The following is a 17,004-nucleotide window of genomic DNA, read 5'->3' as shown; positions in this document are numbered from 1 at the left end:
GTCGAACACGTTGCGGAGATGCCCGTCGTGCACAGCCATGCATCGCGAGAGTCAATGCATGGCGAGAAAAATATTCAGCTTATTTTTAAGAATTTCTTTCAATAGAAAAAAGAAAACAATGTCCATCCCTACTGCCACAAAAGATATCGACGACGGTGTGAATATTCAAGAATATATCTCTATAGTAATGCGTCGAAAGAAAATGATATTGGGTGTGTTCAGCGTCGTTGCGATCGCTGCGCTGGCAACCAGTCTGTTGTTACCCCCGACTTATTCTTCGAAAGCCACATTACTTCCACCACAACAGCAAAGTTCGAGTGTGTCTGCACTGATGGGGCAACTCGGTGGCTTGGCCGGGGCTGCCGGCAGTCTGGCTGGCCTGAAAAATCCCAACGACCTGTATGTCGGGATGCTGCAAAGCCGTACCGTCGCAGATAACATCATCGCGCGGTATAAGCTGGAAGAGCGTTACAAACAAGATTCAATGCAGGACACAAGAAAAGCGTTTGAGAAGAAACGCCGGATCACCAGTGGTAAAGATGGCATGATTTCGATTGAAGTGGATGACAAGGATCCCAAGGTTGCCGCTGACATTGCTAACGCACATGTTGATGAGTTAATGGTGTTGACCAAGACGTTTGCCATTACCGAAGCATCTCAACGGAGATTGTTTTTCGAGAAGCAGCTTAAATTGGCAAAAGAGGAATTGGCCAATGCGGAGTTGGCCTTGCGCAAGACGCAGGAAAATACCGGCATGCTGCAATTAAGTGGACAGGTGCAGGGTATTATCGCCAGCATGGCCCAACTGAAAGGCGTCATTGCCTCGAAAGAAGTTGAGGCGGCCTCCATGCGGACTTTTGCTACAGGCCAGAATCCGGCGCTGGTGCGTGTCAACGAGGAGTTGAGATCCCTGAGAGGCCAGCTTGAGAAATTACAGGCTAAGCAGGATGGGAAGGACGGCGGCTTGCTTACTTCGACGGGCAACATTCCGGAAGTGGGCTTGGAATATGTACGTAAATTAAGAGACGTTAAGTATTACGAAACAGTATTCGAATTGCTGGCGAAACAATTTGAAATGGCCAAAATTGACGAAGCCAAGGATACCTCGACCATTCAGCAACTGGATAAAGCCATTCCAGCGGATAAGAATTCTGGACCAAAACGTTTGATGATTGCTTTGGCAGGGCTTGCTGGAGGACTGTTATTGGGAATCATGATGGCGATTTTCTATGAAAAGTATCTCCCACGCAGAAATGTTTCTGTTGTAAGCAAGTAAACAAGTTCAACGACTAAAAGTAGATATATGACATATCTACTTTTTTCAATTGATATTCCCCCTTCTGTACCGCTAAAACCTGTTCGAGTCATATGGCGGAGAGATATGGTTTTAATTTTAATGAATGTACCGATGTGGCCAACCAGTGAGCCTGATATCAATGCTTGACCATACCAAAACCAATGGCGAGACTGCCATTAATTTTAAAAATATCAACCTATATCGGTTTATTCTTCTGATTTTCCCATTTTTGTTGATTTTGCAAAATCCGGGATTGAAGGATTACTTTGAAATAGAATCTGGTCCAAAGATCTATCACTATTTTTTGCCGTTTTTTATCGGGGCCTTCTTGTTAAGGTCCAGAGGCAAGAAAATGGGTTTAGTGTACCTGCTGACTTTCTTTGCTGTGATAAGCACCATCACTTCAGGGCAACTGCGTATGCAATTCCTGTCCTTTCTGCTTTTCGTATTTACCTGCATCGCTGCAAGTGGCGTTTCAGATGAAAATGATGAATGGTTTAGAAAGGGCTGTTTAATTGCCATCGGCGCGATATTTCTAAATATACTGCTGCATATTCCAGAAATCATCAGTTCTGGAGCTCAGAATGCGGAAGAGCGGGCGATTTATCCCACGTTGATGGCTGCAGGCGTCAACATTGAATTGTCGACGCTGGTTTTGCTTTTAATATATGCGATGCCGAAATCGATCGGGCTCATATCGATAGCAACGTTACTGTTGTATTATGTTTTCAAGACGAGAACGATAGTTATTATTTGGCTGATTTACATGGCATTTGTCTACCGGGATATCCTGAAGGCAGCGTTGATACGTCATGGAAGGTTGCTGGTATTTGCCGCTGTCGTTATCTCCATTGGTGGCCTGATCACTCTTATCGAAATGGAGATCATTTCGGTCGAACGACTTGTACAAATTGGCAGAGATCCGGGTTCCATCGGCCGCTTGATGTTGTACGAGGTTGCATTTACTTCATCAGAATGTTTTTCGACAGGTTGCGGAATTGGTAGCGCCCAGGAAATTATTCAGAATACCCGTGTGGCGGATTTTTTTGAAGATAATTTTCATAATGTCTATCTTCAAATTCTGGTCGAAATGGGAGTTTTGGGATTGTTTTCTTATGTCTTGTTAATGATCAATGCAATCAAGTCGGCCAAGAAAAAACATGATATTGGCCTGTATGTTTGTTTGCTGTCCATTGCGATGGTCAATTTTATTCAATTTACCGGTTTCGAAATTTTAACTGCCTATTTTATTGGAAGGGCATTACGTGATTCACCAAGCGCCATTAATTTCAATAATAGTCTGCATGAACAGTGACAACCCATTCATGGATGCTGCATTTGATTCCTTATCTGCGGCCTGTAAAGATATTCCTGTAGAGAAGATCCTTGTCACTAATGGTGGATATATTCCGCGACAAAGTATTGCGGACAATTTTGATAAGGTTATACATGCGGCATTGGGCGGCCTTGGGTATGCCCGTAATAGAGGTGTCGAGTCGGCAAGTGCTGAATTCATCACCTTCTTTGATTCTGATGACATTCTTGAGCGTTCGTATGTGCAGCGACTAATGGCTGAGATCTCCACCGGCATACTGCGCAAAGAAGTCTACGCCTATAGCGGCACCAAAAATATAGATGCCGAGGGTAATCCATTGCAGCCCAGTATGTCGGCACGCCTGTCCAAACAGCCGAACGCTGCACTCTGGTATAAGCATCCATATACGGGTGCAACGCTGGTAATACCGCGTGATAAATTCATTCAGGTCGGAGGCTATAAGTGGGGGGGGTATGCGGAAGACTACGAGCTAAGTATTCGCCTCAGAAGCACCTTTGGCGCTCCTGCTTTTTTTCAGGATAATTACTATATTTATCGCCTGCATGGTAATGCGATGAGTTCTGGAAAGAAAAATAAAATTCTCGGTGTGCTCGCCATTCAATCTTATGCATTCATTTCTGGCAAAGGCGCCGCATATGCTGTCGGCATGTTTGTCAGTACGATACGTTTCATGCTTTGCAAATTGCGACTGGCATAATTTTTTTAAGAATCACGTCGACTAAAAAGGCATTGCCATATTGATTATGGCAGTGCTCTTGGTGTATTTGGCAGTTCCGTCGCCGAAATCATCGAATGTCCGTTTCTACATCATCGCATATTTCAGATATACGACGTAGCAGAAATTTTCCGTTGATCCAGCGGGAAATTTCAGAAACTAGTTCTCCTGTGTCAAAATACATTGCCGATCGGCTATATTTTTGTTTTTTAGAAATTTTAACCGTGTGATAGGTCTTCCAGACCCTGCCGGTTTGTACAGTTGCCTTGGTTGATAAAATTTAAGTGTTTATGAATAGAACAGAAATTTTGCATGTTTCAGATTGTCTCGATGGAGGCGTTCCTGCTGTCATTGACACGTTGTTGAGCCGCGATGGATCGCAGGCGCTATTTTTGGGGGAGTTGCGTGCCGATTTGAATCAGCGCCATTTGTGCACCTGCATCCCTGATTATGAGAGAACATTTCATCCAATTAAATTTTTCAAGTTTCTTCTCGTATTAAGGGCCAGGATCAAGGAATTTGATCCCAAAATCATCCATTTGCATTCGTCATATGCAGGTCTGCTGGGCGTACTGGCGGCGCTCGGGCTCAAACTGCCGGTGATTTATTCTCCGCATGCTTCGCCGATGATGATGCCAGCTCCTGGCATGAAGTTGCGTATCATTCGACGACTGGAAAAAATCACCTCTATGCTTGCCCGTTGCGTGATTGCTTGCTCCAAAGATGAAGCGGCATATTTTGGCGGAAAAACTCGCGTGATCACTATTCCCAACGGAGTGCCGGATCGGGTTATCCGCGTCTTTGAGGAGCTGCTGCAAAAAAATGCTGGATTCACATACGACATCATTGGTATAGGACGCGACAGCGAACAGAAAGATCTGGAGCAGTTCTCCAATATCGCTGAACTTGTATTGCAACAACTACCCAATGCAAGGATCGCCTGGCTTGGTGCAGCAGGACGTGCAGGGCTGAGTGATAAAGTTACCTGGCTGGGATATGTGAGCGAACATGAAGTCGAGCAGGTATTGTCCCAAAGCCAGATATTTTTAGCGACCTCGCAATATGAGGGCTTTAGTGTCGCCTCCATCAAGGCGGGTATCGCCGGCTGCCAGCTGGTGTTGCGCAACACACCCGGTACACGAGCCTTGATACTCGATGGCACTCCTGGCGTACTGTTCCACCTGCCGGAAGAGTGCGCGGCCCGCATCGTGCCTCTGATCCGCGACGGCTTGCCTATCACAGCGCGTGTACATCAAGGCAGATTGACGGCACAAAATTATTCTCAGGACCTCCAGATTCGCAGAACTGAAATTCTTTATAAAGAGTTTCTGTAATGTATCCGTTAATATTTCGCGTTGTTGGTATCCTCAGACCGATACTATTACTGATTTCCATTCGATGGCTTAGCATGCCGGATGCTATCACGTATGTGATGGTATTGAGCCGTTATGTCATTTGTGTGGAAGTCTATAATGTCCTTTTTCCAACCGATGGGTTGTACAAAAAGGAGCAGAATTTTCAAGACGCCATAAAAGTCTCCGCCTCGCGATTACAGTTTTCATTGCCGGTGGCGGCGCTCACGATTCTGGTTTTATGCTTGATGAAGGCAGGTGTTGTTCAGTCAATTTTTATCGCGTTATCCGCCCTTCTTTCTGCCACGTTGATTCCATTTTATAGCCATTTCTTCCCGCGTCTAAAATTTTCTCAGTTGGCAAAAATTGAAATTTCGTTTCATCTGGCTGCGTTGGCGTCGGTATTTTTATGGCTTGCGACGAATAGTATTTTGTTTGTCCTGATTTTTTCCCTGCTTGAAATCCCATGCAAGGCACTGTGCATATTTTTCCTTCAGAAAATTGGTGTCGCGACGACTTTGCGCAGTATGAAGGAAGAAAACCGGACAAGCCATGCCGGTCGCAACTTCTTTAATGGCATAAAATTCGGCTACCCTATTACTTTTTCAAATTACTTCTTTAGATTGCCATTTGCTTTTCCATTTCCTTCCGGAGCAATCGACCCTATTTTTGTTCTTGCATCCCAATTGTCAAGCGCTGCTTATAATGTAATTCTGGTGATTCATTCAGACCGCCTGACGAAATTGATAAAATATGCGGCACTTTTCAGCACGGCGCTCGGTGTATTTCTTGTGCCATTAGTCGCGTATGGTTCTCCCAATATACCACTGCAGCTTTTTGTTGTCCTTTGCTTTACGCTGCCGTACTCTTTTTGGCTATCCTGTCTATCCGGTCTGAAAGGCTTGCTTAATAGCAGGGGATATAGATTGTTTCTGATATTGGGACTGAATAGCATTATGCTGCTGGCTGCTTTTGTTAAGATCGAGCTTATCTGGGCGGCATTCATATTTCCATTTTTCTACTTTATGTCATTGATTTGGGCAAAAAAAAATGCAAGAAGCTGATTACATGATTGTAGGTGCCGGACCTGCTGCATTTGCCGCCCTATGCGGGTTGAGCAAAGAGAAGACGGCATCCGTTATTCAGGTGTCAGGAGCGCTGCTCAGTAAACTTGGATCAGGCTCCTGGCTGGATGGAGGATTTGGATCCCCCAGCATTGCCGCAGAACTGGGTTTGCCGCAAGTTAGAGCATTTGGGGCCGGTGGTACGACCAAATTGTGGCATGGGGGACTTTTTGTGCCAAATCGTCACGATGAAATGCTTTGCCCGGAAGATGGCATTGAAAATGCCACGGATCTCTTACCGCATCTGGATCGTGTATTGACCGCGGCTTCGGGCCACTCCAATCAACTGTTCAGGGCCCTCTCTCATGTTGTCAAGGTCAGTGAGTCTAACCGCGACGTGCCGGAAAGTCCGTTGCGCCAGATTTATGTGCCAAGAAGCCGTTATGAGCTGACTGCTGATGATTTTTACGCGGTGGGCAAGCATTTCAAGCGTTATCAATTAGCGCCATATGCGGTGGTCGATATCCGGGAGATAAATGGCCGCCTTGAGGTCTTATGTGCAGGAGAGGCCGGTTTCAAAGTGTTCCACGTTGGCCGCCTGATACTAGCTGCCGGGGTATTAGGGTCAGGAATTCTGCTCAGGAAGTTGTTGAAACTGCCATCGCTGGCTTTCTCTGATCATTACCACGTATTTGCAGGGGTTGTGCCCTCCAAGCGGGTTGCCAATTTGTCCAATGAAGCCGTGAAATCGGATGGTGGAAAATATCATACGAGCATGAAATTTTCCGTAAAAATTAGCGATAGCAAAATGGCAGATGTCCTCTTCTCGTTCCGACGCGTCAGTAATCCGGATTTTCCCCGTTCAGGACGACGATTCGGAAAATTCATCGGCGTTAATGCTTTATCGCGTACAGATAAGCTTCTTCTCTTGGCAAAAAATCCGATGACAGGACTCGAAATGGTGGCGTACCTATGGGGTATTGAATTGCCACTTGAGCATAGTTTAGTGCATGCCACCGTATCATTGCGTTCACATGAAGGACGCATCTTGCCGGATAGAGTTGCCTTGAATACTCCGAGAGCCGATATCGTACGGGCGATCGAGCAAGCCTGGAGTGGTATGTGCAGCATCTTGGGCATGGATAGCGCTGTCCACGCTCCATTCGATCAGGCACAAATTAGCGATTCGGTCATTTCTGGCGCTCAGTTCGTGGGAACCGGATCGAATTTGAAGGACGATGAGCATGGGATACTCGACAAAATAATTATTGCAGACTGTTCCAGGTTTTCTTTTACCAGTGTGTATAACCAAGGGATTGTTTCTCTTGCCGCAGGTTATGCCGCGGTTGCTCGAAAATTATAAGGAAAGTCTATGAGTATCGAAGAACTTAAGATTGTTGGAGCCAATTCCAGGCTCGCATCCCTGGTCGCTTTAAATGCCCCAGGAGGCCATTTTACGTTGCGCCCCACCGGTAGCGGGAAGTTACCCGAGGTATTGGACGGAATGATAGTGATATTTTCTGATCCGCCTTCGATAGAGAATACTCGTTCTGCATTTATCGACTTGCTCTCGCGCATACCTCCGAACTCGAATACCAGAATTGTTCTGATTTCTTCCATTTCTGCGGCATTCCCGGAGTCGACAATTTTCCCCAGCCAAGGACCATATACTCAAAGGAAACGCCTCGCTGAACAGATTTTGCAGAGCCGGACGGATATTTTATCGGTAATTATTCGCTTGGGGAATATTCGTGAGTTTGGCGGATGGCATGATATTTTCAAAAATAGTAAGGCCGTTATTTTGCCTGCAGAGTGCAAAAAAATTGCGATAGGAAATGTTGATGAACTCCGGCAAAAAATAGTCGAGGGTGCTTCATCAAAATATAATAAAACGCTAGAGTGTTATGCACTGCAGGATATTGAGGATTATTTTCCTCGTGTGATACGCGTTCCCGGCCTGCTAGCACTGTATAAGAACAAGATGTCGCGGATTGCCTTGAAAATCATATCCAAGGTGCTCAGTAAGTTTTCAATATACTTGCCGAGTGCGGATGATTTGAATTGTTTTTTAATGGATAGAAAATAAATATGTGGTTTCCTGGACTTCATGTAATCCGAGGCATCGCGGCTTTGATGGTGGTGATTCTGCACGCCTACTGGACCTGGCCACTGGCGTTTAATCCTATTGTGCGCAATTTGTACCTGTGTGTCGATTTATTTTTCATCCTGTCAGGTTTTGTAATTTGCCTGCGATATGAGTCGTTTCTGAATAATATTTCCGATTTTTCCAGTTTTATCAAGAAGCGTTTTTTTCGGCTAGCCAAGGTATATTATTTATCTGGCGCAGTATGGTTAATTGCATTTTGTGTTTTTTATGCAGCCAAGAAGGATCCGATATCGCTGCATGACATCTCGCTATCATCGTTTCGCTATGTGTTTGCTCTGGATTTCTTGTACGAGGATGGTATATTTAAGGCAAATCCCATCGCTTGGAGCATCATGGTCGAAGTGTGGACATATTTCATATTCGCACTGTCGTTCCTTGCTGTGAAGAACCGTTACCTTCGAATTTTGATGGCAATGGCTATCTCTGGCGCCGCACTTATTACTTTCGAATCAAGTAACTCCTCGTTTAATGTGGTCTCGGGCATGGGAGCATTGGTGCGCTGTATTGCCGGCTTCTACACGGGAGTACTGATCTGCCTGGTACATCTGGCATATAAAGAAAAGGGCCTTGTCTGGCTGGCGGGATTCTTCGCACTGATGTTCGGTACAATGTTTTTCTTGCAATTTCAGACAGATATCAAAGTATTCCTGTTATTTTGCTTGATAATTGTATTTTTGGTCAGATTTAATTCATATATCACCGCTCCGCAGCGGGGTATGATGTTTCTTGGTGACATATCATATTCACTTTATCTGTGGCACTTTATTTTCTCGGTAATCTTTGCGAAGATACTGCATGCTGTTGTCGGGGCAAGTCAATTCATTCAACATGATGGCGAAAGCTTCCTTTCATTGCCCACATTCGCCGGCAGCATAGGTCTGCTTGCCTATATGGCAATCGCAATTCTCATTGCTAATCTTTCATATGAGAAACTGGAAAAGAAATAGCGGCAAGTTAAAGTTTACGCTGCCGGAATATCTCACTGCACGACTGCTGAAAAATGACCACCCTTCGTCATGGAGCGGCAGTTGGGCTGTTTCCCATGGCATGATTGTCGACGCAAAACGCTACATGATGGCGTGTCGTCGGTAGCTGTACTGAGTGCGGCATACTGCGCGTGGAGATACCGCGACCATAAGGGGGCTCTTCAAAGCGTGTCGATATGTTCGGGGATGGAAAGCGGGGCACGGGAAGCCGTCCCCTTGGATACAATGTGATGCGGTTGAACGTTGTACATCCACGTGCCGGGATTGGCTGCTCTTCGTCGAGTAGCTCGTGCAAGCCCCGTGTGCCCGGTTTGTGCCGGGGCTTTTGTAGAAGCTGGCCCGCGCTATCTGTATCCAGACAGCGTGGTGCTATATCAGTAATGCGGCACACTCTGGGAGCCAGTCTGGCCGGCTCCGTCAGTTACTGAGACCGATGATGCATCGGTTTAATACGCGCCATCTTTCTTGAAGATGACCTTAACCGTTTTCAGCAAGATTACGATGTCATTGAATAAAGACCAGTTCTTGACATACCATGCATCGAGATAAACGCGCGTATCGTAGCTGACATCGTTTCTGCCGCTGACTTGCCATAATCCTGTCACACCTGGTTTTGCTTCCAGATAGTAGTCGACCTGGTTGCCATAGCGTTCCAACTCGGCATCAACTACGGGGCGAGGACCAACCAAGCTCATTTCGCCTTTGAGCACATTCCACAATTGAGGCAATTCATCCAAGCTGGTTTTTCGCAGGAAATGACCGATTGGCGTGATGCGCGGGTCATTTTTTAGCTTGAAATCGCGATCCCATTCGGCGCGTGCTTCCGGATCGCGCTCCAGCAATTCTTTCAGCAGTACATCGGCATTCACTGCCATCGTGCGGAATTTGTAGCAAAGGAAATGCTTGCCATTTTGGCCGACGCGTTTGTGACCATAGAAAACGGGACGACCCGATGCCAGTACTTTCGCGGCTATCCAAAGCAAAATGGGGGAACCGATAATTATTACAGCGATTGATGCTGTCAGGTCAAAGCAGCGCTTAATAAATTGCAAGCCTGGCCGTGCCAAGTTATTGCGCATTGTCAACAACAAGACTTCATGTGTGAAGAAATGATTGACTTCCATGCCGTACAGGGGAAGCCCACGTACAGCAGGTACCACTTGCATGTTTTCTACGCGGCGGCTGATTTGTTGAATCATGCCCTGATAGGCATCAATACCACCCTGCTCGAGGGCAACGACGGCGTGCGGATCTCCCAGCATTTTGATCGTCTGTTCCGGATCTTCTCCCAATGCAATGCACGGTACGGCTTGGCGATTGCGATTGAGATAGCCATGTTCAAAACATTCCTGCCCCTGGGGAATCAGGAAAGCTATCAGACGATAACCCATCAGTGCTTCTTCATCGAAGGCACGGGCGGTCTGTAAGGCATTCTCGCCCCAGCCAATGATGACCATGGGACGTATCCATCCACCCACTTTCATCAGCAGATACTTGACGATTCCGCGCAGCAGCAAAACGCAGCAGGGCACGATCAACCAGGTAGCGAGAAGGGCTGCGCGCGAAGATTCACGTTTGCCCAGGAACACCAGTGCTGCATCGATCAAACCCATGACCATGACAACTTTCAGGACTTCCTTGATTTCGTTAGAATATGGCCGGCGTTTGACATGATGTCCCTTCAATTTGAAGATGCTCAAGGTAATCAGCGAGAGCAGGCAGTAACTGAGCAATCGTGATGTATCCAAGCCCCAATTATTGAGTCCGGAAGCGTCAAGTGTCCACAGGCTGGCAAACCAGAATGCGGCTAACAGTGCAAGTGCATCAGAAATAGTGAGAAAATACTTTTCCGCCTTGCTACCACAGTACCACTTTACCTCTTGTAGAAAAATTCCTTCGATAACTTTCATGATTACTTGCTAAACCTTATAAACTTCAGTGTGAACTGCTAAAAAAGAGATTTAAATTTCCTATTGCGCAGGATTGTCGGACCAAACCAAGTCCTCATAATTCTAGATAGAACGATTTCGTGTAAATTTTTTAACTTATTGGTAAATTAATTTAATAACCAAAAACATGGAAATGTATTAGGTTGTCAATGTAGTCTATCAAAATGGCGCTCGATCTCAAACCTTGTATCTTTTACGGCCATATTTCATGGCAGCGGAACAGGTCGTGTGGTAGCTGTCATTGTTTTATAAATTGTAATTAAGTTAAAAATTGTTTCCTTGCGGGAATTTTATTGAAAACAATTTTCAATCAATGCATCATGATTCAGTTGTCTCTTTATAATTTTCTTTATTGCTAATTCTTCTCAATTCGGTAGATTGTCTATTTTAATTTGTTCAGAGCATCTTTTCGCTTAATTCGAAAGATTTTCTACCAAAAAAGCAACAAATACGCATGTTGCACCGAAACTGAGGATGAGTACAGATCCCGCGGCGCAATCTTTGGCAACCTTTATGCTGGGATGCAACGTTGGATGCAGGTGATCGATCAGGTGCTCTAGTGCAGTGTTGAATAGTTCTGCCGCTAGTACCATGCCACAATTGAGTAGCAGCAGTGCCCACCACATCATGGCTGGTTTGCTCCATATCAGGATGATTAGCACTACCAGAGAGGCAATGCATTGCAGGCGAAAACTCGACTCCATACGAAATGCTGTGGCAATGCCTTGCAAGGCAAATCCCATACGTTTAAGAAAGGGCTGGTTCTTCATTGAACTTGGGCGGCTACCATGCTGGGCTGGAAGAGGTGTGAGGTGGTTTATGGCTGATGCCGCTAAGCCGGGCACGCAGTATCGGATGATGGAAGAGGGGGCTAGCCCACATTTTCAAATCCGTCAAATCCGCTCAAAAAAATAAAAGCCCGTTTCCAATGAGATAAGAAAGGGCTTTTATTGTGAAAGTTACACCATCGTTGGACAGTGTCATCTTTCGACGCGGCAGACCTGTCCTTGACTTGATGAACAAGTCAGGATTGAGCCTACGTATCGCTGCCTACGCAGCCAGGATATTAATGATGGGTAGCGGTTGCGTGATGCGTGGTGGTCGAATCCGAGCTTGCTGCACCGGCCACAACGGCAACTGCTGCGCCGATTGCGATCATTGTGCTGACGCTCAGGCCGGCAACGGTGGTGCCGGCAGCGGCGCCAGCTGCTGGTGCAGCTGCTACTGGTGCAGGAGCTGGTGCGGATTGAGCCATTGCTTGTGCGGAAGCGAAGCACAGGATTGCCGAGGCGATCAGAATTTTTTTCATGGGATATCCTTTTGAGTTGAACAGGGGGAAAAACATTAAGTCTTGCAAAACTGGTACGCGATTGTAGCAATATTTCCGGTATTAGTCTTTGCACACAAGAAATTTGCATGAAAATCGACAGTAATATGATTCTATGTTAAAGCATTTTTTGGATTTTATTCTTGTTGTGTTGTTCTAAGTTAACAGATTCTTTGTTTGGAATGGCTTTGCGTGCGATTTCCAGCATGCGGCGGCAGGTTCTTGCCGCCGCCGATTGACGGGTGAGCGTTTGCCAAGTGCTTGCCATCCCGCGTAAAATGCAGGCTTCGCGGGTGTAGCTCAATGGTAGAGCAGAAGCTTCCCAAGCTTACGACGAGGGTTCGATTCCCTTCACCCGCTCCATTTTTCGCTGGCGCCTGGCTTGGTGCGGCGCGGCTACTTATTTCTCCATTCCCATGTCTTCTGATACCCCAGCAAACGGCCCGGCGCGGCCGATGATGTACGATCCGACCGAACACCGCATCCGCAGTTTCGTGACCCGCGCGGGACGGTTGTCTGTCGCGCAGGCGCGCGCGCTTGAGACCTTGGGGCCGCAGTTCCTGTTGCCTTTCGCCAAGGAGTCCATGGACTTCGAGCAGGTGTTTGGACGCAAGGCCCCAGTGATCCTGGAAATCGGTTTTGGCATGGGGGCGACGACGGCGCATATCGCCCAAGCCATGCCGGAGAAGGATTTCATCGGCGTCGAAGTACATACGCCCGGTGTGGGCAGCCTGTTGAAGCTGATCGGCGAAGAGTCGCTGACGAATCTGCGCCTGCTGCAGCACGATGCAGTGGAAGTTCTCACGCACATGATTCCAGCCAATTCGCTGGCCGGTATCCACGTTTTCTTCCCCGATCCATGGCACAAGGCGCGCCACAACAAGCGCCGCCTGATTCAGTCGCCGTTCGTCAAGCAATTGACCGATCGCCTGGCGCCGGGCGGCTATCTGCATTGCGCCACTGATTGGGAAGATTACGCGGTACAAATGCTGGAAGTGCTGGGCGCCGAGCCGCAGCTGCGCAATAGCGCCGACGGTTATGCGCCGCAGCCGGCCTACCGTCCCCTGACCAAATTTGAAAACCGCGGCTTGAAGCTGGGCCATGGCGTGTGGGATCTTGTGTTCATTAAGAAATAAGCGTTCTACTGGGCCGGCGGCTCCACTTGCATCGATTGCACACAAGAGTAGCCTGCCACTATGTTGTTGTGGTGCCGTCCTGACTGCCATTTGACTCGTGTTCAAGCGTGTGCTCGCCTGGCAATGAGGGGCTAATTCGGGTAATCTTATATTTTTTGCATTGATTGATTATATGAACAAGAAAATACTCGTGACCGGCGCATCCGGTTTCATCGGTTCGCATACCTGTGTCGAATTGCTCGCTGCCGGCTTTGATGTCGTCGCGGTGGATAATTTGTGCAATAGCGCGCGCGAAGCGATGGTGCGCGTGGAGCGCATCTCCGGCAAAAGCGTGCCTTTCTACGAGGCTGACGTACGCGATCGCACGGCCATGGCCGCCGTCCTGCGCGAGCACGCCATCGATGCGGTGATCCATTTCGCGGGCTTGAAAGCCGTGGGCGAATCCGTGGCCCAGCCGCTGATGTACATGGACAACAATGTGACAGGCACCGTGGCCTTGCTGGAAGTGCTGGCGGCGGCGAACGTGAAGCATTTTGTCTTCAGCTCGTCTGCAACCGTGTATGGCGATCCGGAAGCCTTGCCGATCCTGGAAACGTCGCGCCTGTCCGTGACCAATCCATACGGCCGTTCGAAGCTGATGGTCGAGCAGATCCTGGCCGATCTCGTGCATGCCGATCCTCAATGGCAAGTGGGCGTGTTACGCTACTTTAATCCGGTCGGTGCGCATGCCAGCGGCCTGATCGGCGAAGATCCCGCCGGCATCCCGAACAACTTGATGCCTTTCATCGCCCAGGTGGCCGTGGGCCGCCGCGAACGCCTGGCCGTGTTCGGTAACGACTACGACACGCCGGATGGTACGGGCGTGCGCGATTACATCCACGTGGTCGACCTGGCACTGGGTCACGTGGCCGCGCTGAACCGCCTGTTCTCCACCGATGGCGGCTTTACCGTCAATCTGGGCACGGGCCACGGTTACAGCGTGCTCGATACCGTGCGCGCCTTCGAGGCCGCCAGCGGCCGCAAGGTTCCCTACGACATCGTGCCGCGCCGCCCCGGCGACATCGCCAGCTGCTACGCCTCGGCCGACAAGGCAAAGGAGTTGCTGGGCTGGCAAGCGCAAAAAAACATCGACGACATGTGCCGCGACCACTGGCGCTGGCAGAACCAGAATCCGCAAGGCTACGCGGCCTGAGGCTAGAGGCGGTTTCGCGACTTCGGTTGCCGGTGTTGAGGCAAAAGGAATAGCAATGATCGCGGCATTTTCAGTCCAGCATTGAGTCTTGACACAGCAGTAAGGCGTCTTGCCACTGCGGCAAGCCGCAGAACGTGTCGAGCAGGCGTTGTGACGACAGCCGCGAATTGGCGGGACGTTGTGCCGGCATGGGGTAGTCTCGTGCCAGTATCGCCCGCAAACGGGGCTTTTTCGTAATCGACGGGTGTGCCATGATCGCGTCGGCAAGGCCAAACCAAGTGGTTTGGCCTTGCGCCGTCAGATGATACAGCCCCGAGTGTTCATGCCACCATCTTTGCGGATCTGCCGCAGCCAAGTACTGGGACAGGATGTGAGCAGTGGTATCGGCGACCGTGCGGCTCCAGGTCGGCGCGCCATATTGGTCCGATACGATGGCCAGTTCCTCGCGCTCCTGTGCCAAGCGGCGCATGGTCAACAGGAAGTTTTTGCCATGCGTGCTGTAGACCCAGCTGGTGCGCAGGATCAGGTAAGGAATACCTGCTGCCTGGATCGCTGTTTCGCCGGCTAATTTGCTGCTGCCATAAACGTTGATCGGGCACGGCAGGTCGGTTTCCTCGTATGGCTCTTTTTTTGACCCATCGAATACATAGTCGGTGCTGTAATGTATGAGCGCCGCTCCCAGCTTGCCAGCTTCCTCTGCCATCACGGCCGGGGCTTCGCCATTGATGCGCAGCGCAATTGCCGGCTCACTTTCGGCCTGGTCTACGGCAGTGTATGCGGCCGGGTTGACGATCAGGGTCGGCTTGACGCGGCGAATCACATCGCGCACCTGGTCCAGATCGGCCAGATCCATTTGCTTGCGGTCCAGCGCGAAGATTTCCCCCAAACCTTGCAAACTACGTTCAAGTTCATAGCCGATCTGGCCGGTTTTTCCGGAAATTAAGATGCGGTTCATGCTATGTTCTCATTGAAAGATGACAACAGATACAGTCTTGCAGGCTGCATTCAAATAAAGACATCGGCGTTGGCCAGCAATGACCCAAGTCTGTCTTTGTTCGACAGCATAGGTTCGCCATCTAGCGGCCAGTCAATGCCGATCTGAGGATCGCTCCAAAGGATGCTGCGTTCAAATTCGGGAGCCCAGTAGCCCGTCGTCTTGTATTGGAATTCGGCGCTGTCGCTGGTAACCAGATAGCCGTGGGCAAAGCCTTCTGGTATCCATACCTGACGCTTGTTGGCAGCCGATAACTCGACACCGACCCACTGACCGAAGGTGGGTGAACTTTTGCGTAAATCGACACTGACATCGAATACCGTCCCCGCAGTGCAATGTACCAGCTTGCCTTGCGATTGCTGGATCTGGTAATGCAAGCCGCGGAGGACGCCTTTGCCGGATTTGGAGTGGTTATCCTGGACAAAGGTACGGTGAATGCCGGTCAGCTCCGTAAAGCGTTTCTGGTTGTAACTTTCATAGAAAAATCCACGCTCATCACCGAACACTGTGGGTTCGATAATCAGCACTTCCGGTATGTTGGTGGCCAAGATTTTCATGGTGGTGTTTTACTTAAAGAGGGAAAATGACACGTTAGAATACGGTGTCGTCGAGCAAGCGCAGCAGGTATTGTCCATAGGTATTCTTCTTCAAGGGCTGCGCCAGGTTTTCCAGCTTTGCCGCATCGATATAACCTTTGCGATAGGCGATTTCTTCCGGGCATGCCACTTTCAAGCCTTGGCGCTTTTCGATGGTCGAGATAAATTGCCCTGCTTCCAGCAAGGAATCATGCGTGCCGGTATCGAGCCAGGCCATGCCGCGGCACATTATTTCAACATTCAATTGATTGCGTTCAAGGTAAATACGATTGACGTCGGTAATCTCGAGCTCGCCACGCGCGGAGGGCGCGATTCCAGCGGCGATATCGCACACTTGATTATCGTAGAAATACAAGCCGGTTACGGCATAGTTTGATTTTGGGCTGAGAGGCTTTTCCTCGATGCTGACGGCGCGCCTTTGGGCATCGAACTCGACCACGCCGTAGCGCTCCGGCGATTGCACATGGTAGGCAAACACGGTCGAGCCGTTGGTGCGCGTCGAAGCAAGGTGTAATTGTGCTTCAAAGTTATTGCCGTAATAGATGTTATCTCCGAGAATTAGCGCTGACGGGGCGTCACCGAGAAATGCGCGGCCGATGATGAATGCCTGCGCCAAGCCATCCGGCGTAGCTTGCACGGCATAGCTCAATTCGATGCCCCATTGGCTGCCATCACCCAGTAACTCCACAAAACGTGGCGTATCTTGAGGGGTAGAAATGATCAGGATGTCGCGTATGCCCGCCAGCATCAGAGTGGTCAGTGGATAGTAAATCATCGGCTTGTCATATACCGGCAGCAACTGCTTCGATATCGACATGGTCACAGGGTACAGGCGGGTACCTGAGCCACCGGCGAGGATGATGCCTTTGCGTTCAAGCGGGGAGGTCATGCTA

The 17,004-nt window shown here is 48.9% G+C and carries 17 protein-coding genes and 1 tRNA gene; 11 read left to right on the top strand and 7 right to left on the bottom strand.

Going from position 1 to position 17,004, the window contains the following annotated elements:
- The first annotated feature begins 118 nt into the window (after positions 1-118).
- From VM94_RS17100 to VM94_RS17060, 8 genes are all read left to right on the top strand, one after another.
- Positions 119-1,276 (top strand): GumC family protein, encoded by a 1,158-nt coding sequence (locus VM94_RS17100; protein WP_046684460.1) that lies wholly within the window; start codon positions 119-121, stop codon positions 1,274-1,276.
- 160 nt (positions 1,277-1,436) lie between these two features.
- Positions 1,437-2,612, top strand: a complete 1,176-nt coding sequence (locus VM94_RS17095; RefSeq protein WP_138828971.1) for an O-antigen ligase family protein — start codon at positions 1,437-1,439, stop codon at positions 2,610-2,612.
- Positions 2,602-3,330, top strand: a complete 729-nt coding sequence (locus tag VM94_RS17090; RefSeq protein WP_082127751.1) for a glycosyltransferase — start codon at positions 2,602-2,604, stop codon at positions 3,328-3,330. Before VM94_RS17095 ends, VM94_RS17090 begins: the two co-directional genes overlap by 11 nt.
- A 308-nt stretch (positions 3,331-3,638) precedes the next feature.
- Entirely contained in the window at positions 3,639-4,682 is a 1,044-nt protein-coding gene (locus VM94_RS17085) for a glycosyltransferase (protein WP_082127750.1), read from the top strand.
- Positions 4,683-4,756: 74 nt separating this feature from the next.
- Positions 4,757-5,764 (top strand): hypothetical protein, encoded by a 1,008-nt coding sequence (locus VM94_RS17080; protein ID WP_138828972.1) that lies wholly within the window; start codon positions 4,757-4,759, stop codon positions 5,762-5,764.
- A complete protein-coding gene (locus tag VM94_RS28280; protein ID WP_138828973.1) occupies positions 5,751-7,127 on the top strand; it encodes a hypothetical protein in 1,377 nt (458 codons plus the stop codon). The genes VM94_RS17080 and VM94_RS28280 overlap by 14 nt, the downstream gene beginning before the upstream one ends.
- A gap of 9 nt (positions 7,128-7,136) precedes the next feature.
- Entirely contained in the window at positions 7,137-7,850 is a 714-nt protein-coding gene (locus tag VM94_RS28275; protein ID WP_058051351.1) for a hypothetical protein, read from the top strand.
- 2 nt (positions 7,851-7,852) lie between these two features.
- Positions 7,853-8,878 (top strand): acyltransferase family protein, encoded by a 1,026-nt coding sequence (locus VM94_RS17060; protein WP_046684452.1) that lies wholly within the window; start codon positions 7,853-7,855, stop codon positions 8,876-8,878.
- 485 nt (positions 8,879-9,363) lie between these two features.
- Here VM94_RS17060 and wbaP read toward each other — a convergent pair whose 3' ends face one another.
- The 4 genes from wbaP to VM94_RS28265 all read right to left on the bottom strand — a co-directional run bounded on the left by wbaP (position 9,364) and on the right by VM94_RS28265 (position 12,497).
- The gene (gene wbaP / locus VM94_RS27840) at positions 9,364-10,827 is read right to left on the bottom strand and encodes an undecaprenyl-phosphate galactose phosphotransferase WbaP (RefSeq protein WP_046684451.1); all 1,464 of its coding nucleotides are present in this window, start codon (positions 10,825-10,827) and stop codon (positions 9,364-9,366) included.
- A gap of 452 nt (positions 10,828-11,279) precedes the next feature.
- A complete protein-coding gene (locus VM94_RS17050; RefSeq protein WP_046684450.1) occupies positions 11,280-11,636 on the bottom strand; it encodes a diacylglycerol kinase in 357 nt (118 codons plus the stop codon).
- 296 nt (positions 11,637-11,932) lie between these two features.
- Positions 11,933-12,175, bottom strand: coding sequence for a hypothetical protein (locus VM94_RS28270; RefSeq protein WP_138828974.1), 243 nt, complete (start codon positions 12,173-12,175; stop codon positions 11,933-11,935).
- Between the two features lie 136 nt (positions 12,176-12,311).
- Entirely contained in the window at positions 12,312-12,497 is a 186-nt protein-coding gene (locus VM94_RS28265) for a hypothetical protein (protein WP_138828975.1), read from the bottom strand.
- On the opposite strand from VM94_RS28265, the gene VM94_RS17045 reads away from it, so the two are divergent.
- The 3 genes from VM94_RS17045 to galE all read left to right on the top strand — a co-directional run bounded on the left by VM94_RS17045 (position 12,483) and on the right by galE (position 14,521).
- A tRNA-Gly gene (locus VM94_RS17045) sits at positions 12,483-12,556 on the top strand. The genes VM94_RS28265 and VM94_RS17045 overlap by 15 nt on opposite strands.
- A 92-nt stretch (positions 12,557-12,648) precedes the next feature.
- A complete protein-coding gene (gene trmB / locus VM94_RS17040) occupies positions 12,649-13,329 on the top strand; it encodes a tRNA (guanosine(46)-N7)-methyltransferase TrmB (RefSeq protein ID WP_046684449.1) in 681 nt (226 codons plus the stop codon).
- A 172-nt stretch (positions 13,330-13,501) separates the two neighbouring features.
- On the top strand, positions 13,502-14,521 hold the full coding sequence (galE, locus tag VM94_RS17035; protein WP_046684448.1) for a UDP-glucose 4-epimerase GalE: 1,020 nt from the start codon (positions 13,502-13,504) through the stop codon (positions 14,519-14,521).
- A 70-nt stretch (positions 14,522-14,591) separates the two neighbouring features.
- On the opposite strand, the gene rfbD is transcribed toward galE, so the two are convergent.
- Genes rfbD through rfbA form a run of 3 tightly spaced genes read right to left on the bottom strand, consistent with a single transcriptional unit; the run spans position 14,592 to position 17,000 of the window.
- A complete protein-coding gene (rfbD, locus tag VM94_RS17030; RefSeq protein ID WP_046684447.1) occupies positions 14,592-15,476 on the bottom strand; it encodes a dTDP-4-dehydrorhamnose reductase in 885 nt (294 codons plus the stop codon).
- Positions 15,477-15,526: 50 nt separating this feature from the next.
- Positions 15,527-16,072: a dTDP-4-dehydrorhamnose 3,5-epimerase gene (gene rfbC / locus VM94_RS17025; protein ID WP_046684446.1), complete on the bottom strand. Its 546-nt coding sequence runs from the start codon at positions 16,070-16,072 to the stop codon at positions 15,527-15,529.
- Between the two features lie 34 nt (positions 16,073-16,106).
- Complete coding sequence (rfbA, locus tag VM94_RS17020) at positions 16,107-17,000, bottom strand: glucose-1-phosphate thymidylyltransferase RfbA (RefSeq protein WP_046684445.1); 894 nt, start codon at positions 16,998-17,000, stop codon at positions 16,107-16,109.
- Positions 17,001-17,004: the final 4 nt, after the last annotated feature.

Origin of the sequence: Janthinobacterium sp. KBS0711, from assembly GCF_000988085.1 — a bacterium.
GTDB classification, from domain to species: Bacteria; Pseudomonadota; Gammaproteobacteria; order Burkholderiales; family Burkholderiaceae_D; genus Janthinobacterium; species Janthinobacterium lividum_E.
Note: the sequence above shows the minus strand (reverse complement) of the source record. Positions and strands in the feature narration are given on the sequence as shown.

What these genes read in the sequence shown, in the direction of transcription:
- rfbA (WP_046684445.1), bottom strand. Translation starts at nt 17,000, where the DNA reads ATGACCTCCCCGCTTGAACGCAAAGGCATCATCCTCGCCGGTGGCTCA.
- wbaP (WP_046684451.1), bottom strand. Translation starts at nt 10,827, where the DNA reads ATGAAAGTTATCGAAGGAATTTTTCTACAAGAGGTAAAGTGGTACTGT.
- VM94_RS17100 (WP_046684460.1), top strand. Translation starts at nt 119, where the DNA reads ATGTCCATCCCTACTGCCACAAAAGATATCGACGACGGTGTGAATATT.
- VM94_RS28275 (WP_058051351.1), top strand. Translation starts at nt 7,137, where the DNA reads ATGAGTATCGAAGAACTTAAGATTGTTGGAGCCAATTCCAGGCTCGCA.
- VM94_RS17050 (WP_046684450.1), bottom strand. Translation starts at nt 11,636, where the DNA reads ATGAAGAACCAGCCCTTTCTTAAACGTATGGGATTTGCCTTGCAAGGC.
- VM94_RS28280 (WP_138828973.1), top strand. Translation starts at nt 5,751, where the DNA reads ATGCAAGAAGCTGATTACATGATTGTAGGTGCCGGACCTGCTGCATTT.
- VM94_RS17085 (WP_082127750.1), top strand. Translation starts at nt 3,639, where the DNA reads ATGAATAGAACAGAAATTTTGCATGTTTCAGATTGTCTCGATGGAGGC.
- galE (WP_046684448.1), top strand. Translation starts at nt 13,502, where the DNA reads ATGAACAAGAAAATACTCGTGACCGGCGCATCCGGTTTCATCGGTTCG.
- VM94_RS17090 (WP_082127751.1), top strand. Translation starts at nt 2,602, where the DNA reads ATGAACAGTGACAACCCATTCATGGATGCTGCATTTGATTCCTTATCT.
- rfbC (WP_046684446.1), bottom strand. Translation starts at nt 16,072, where the DNA reads ATGAAAATCTTGGCCACCAACATACCGGAAGTGCTGATTATCGAACCC.
- VM94_RS17080 (WP_138828972.1), top strand. Translation starts at nt 4,757, where the DNA reads ATGCCGGATGCTATCACGTATGTGATGGTATTGAGCCGTTATGTCATT.
- VM94_RS28270 (WP_138828974.1), bottom strand. Translation starts at nt 12,175, where the DNA reads ATGAAAAAAATTCTGATCGCCTCGGCAATCCTGTGCTTCGCTTCCGCA.
- rfbD (WP_046684447.1), bottom strand. Translation starts at nt 15,476, where the DNA reads ATGAACCGCATCTTAATTTCCGGAAAAACCGGCCAGATCGGCTATGAA.
- trmB (WP_046684449.1), top strand. Translation starts at nt 12,649, where the DNA reads ATGATGTACGATCCGACCGAACACCGCATCCGCAGTTTCGTGACCCGC.
- VM94_RS17060 (WP_046684452.1), top strand. Translation starts at nt 7,853, where the DNA reads ATGTGGTTTCCTGGACTTCATGTAATCCGAGGCATCGCGGCTTTGATG.
- VM94_RS17095 (WP_138828971.1), top strand. Translation starts at nt 1,437, where the DNA reads ATGCTTGACCATACCAAAACCAATGGCGAGACTGCCATTAATTTTAAA.